Here is a 1,232-nt window from a genome sequence, read left to right as displayed (position 1 = left end):
GTAATGAATTAAATTCTAAGGCGACAACCATGCTGACACAGGGGGGGAATGGGTGTCCGGAATCAGCGGAATACGCACACAATTAAACAACCAGTAACGAAGTACACTGAATAGCCAATTTCTGAACCACAATCCAGTCGCAATCATTAGCAATTTACTGGCCTAGAAGGAGCACTCATCACTATTACCAATCTGGATAAGTCGTTGATCAAGTATTTGCACTGGAAAAATTGTTGTTACCAAGGCAGAAATTGCAGTTACTAGTGGATCTAATTACAAAATATCTAACGCAAAGAACTGCGATTTTAACCTGCAAGACTGATCAAATATTTATGTAGGTTGGTATAAAATACTTTTGGACAAATGCGTTTCAAGTTGGCCTAGTGAATGTCTGGAAATGGCACTGAATTAACTAAATCTCTACTACGTTCTCCCCTGATAGTGATAAAATCTCCTCATCAGAATTACCGAGAAACTCCCATGTTTATTCATCATGTTAACGGCATCGACTGGCTGGTGATTACAGCTTTTGAAGAACTGAAAACTTTATTTATCGAAGAAGCCGGTACGATCCCCTTTTGCTTCTCCACCGCCAGCGAATTGAGCCTGATTGATCAAGCCAAGCGCACTTATGGATATTTGCCTACACTCAACGGCGTAATCACCGATACTGGCACCTACCAAAGCCAGGATAACGAAGAGGACTTGAACCCACTGCTTGCCTGCCTAGTTGAGGGCCGTGGTCGGGTATTTATCTATCACGGCGGCTTTGTGGCTTTTGTGGATGACGAGCAAACCTTTATAACCCGAATGGACTGAAAATTATTCAGTAAGTTGAAATCGGCGAATTGGTATCCCTAACAAGGAACGGGGCAGGCTAAGTTTCCTGAATATGGGGGGTGTAGTCAACAACTGGTACGCAGTTGCGGTCCGTGACTTGCGTACCGGCAACTAAGCACAGAGATTCCAGTCATAAATAGCTACAAAAAGTGATTTGCATCAGAAACTTAAGCAGAGTAAAATATGCACAAAGTTTCATCGTAGCTAAAGAAAGGATGTCTGATGCTGCACTTGACTTGCGCTGTCGCGGCCATCACAACCGCACTTCATCACATGTTAACACCTAAAGAAGAACCAACCGAAAAAAGCCATCTAATACCAAACTGGAAAATTAACTGGTCAGGTTGATCCACTCTCTTGAACACATTTTTGATACCCTTTGAGGACTCGTC

General features: G+C 42.8%; 1 protein-coding gene. It reads left to right on the top strand.

What is annotated here, in order from left to right; all coding sequences use genetic code 11:
* The first annotated feature begins 480 nt into the window (after nucleotides 1-480).
* On the top strand, nucleotides 481-819 hold the full coding sequence (locus tag NHN17_RS25785; protein ID WP_255045528.1) for a cytosolic protein: 339 nt from the start codon (nucleotides 481-483) through the stop codon (nucleotides 817-819).
* The last annotated feature ends 413 nt before the right edge of the window (nucleotides 820-1,232 follow it).

It is taken from the genome of Photobacterium pectinilyticum, from assembly GCF_024357955.1.
GTDB classification, from domain to species: Bacteria; Pseudomonadota; Gammaproteobacteria; order Enterobacterales; family Vibrionaceae; genus Photobacterium; species Photobacterium pectinilyticum.
Note: the sequence above shows the minus strand (reverse complement) of the source record. Positions and strands in the feature narration are given on the sequence as shown.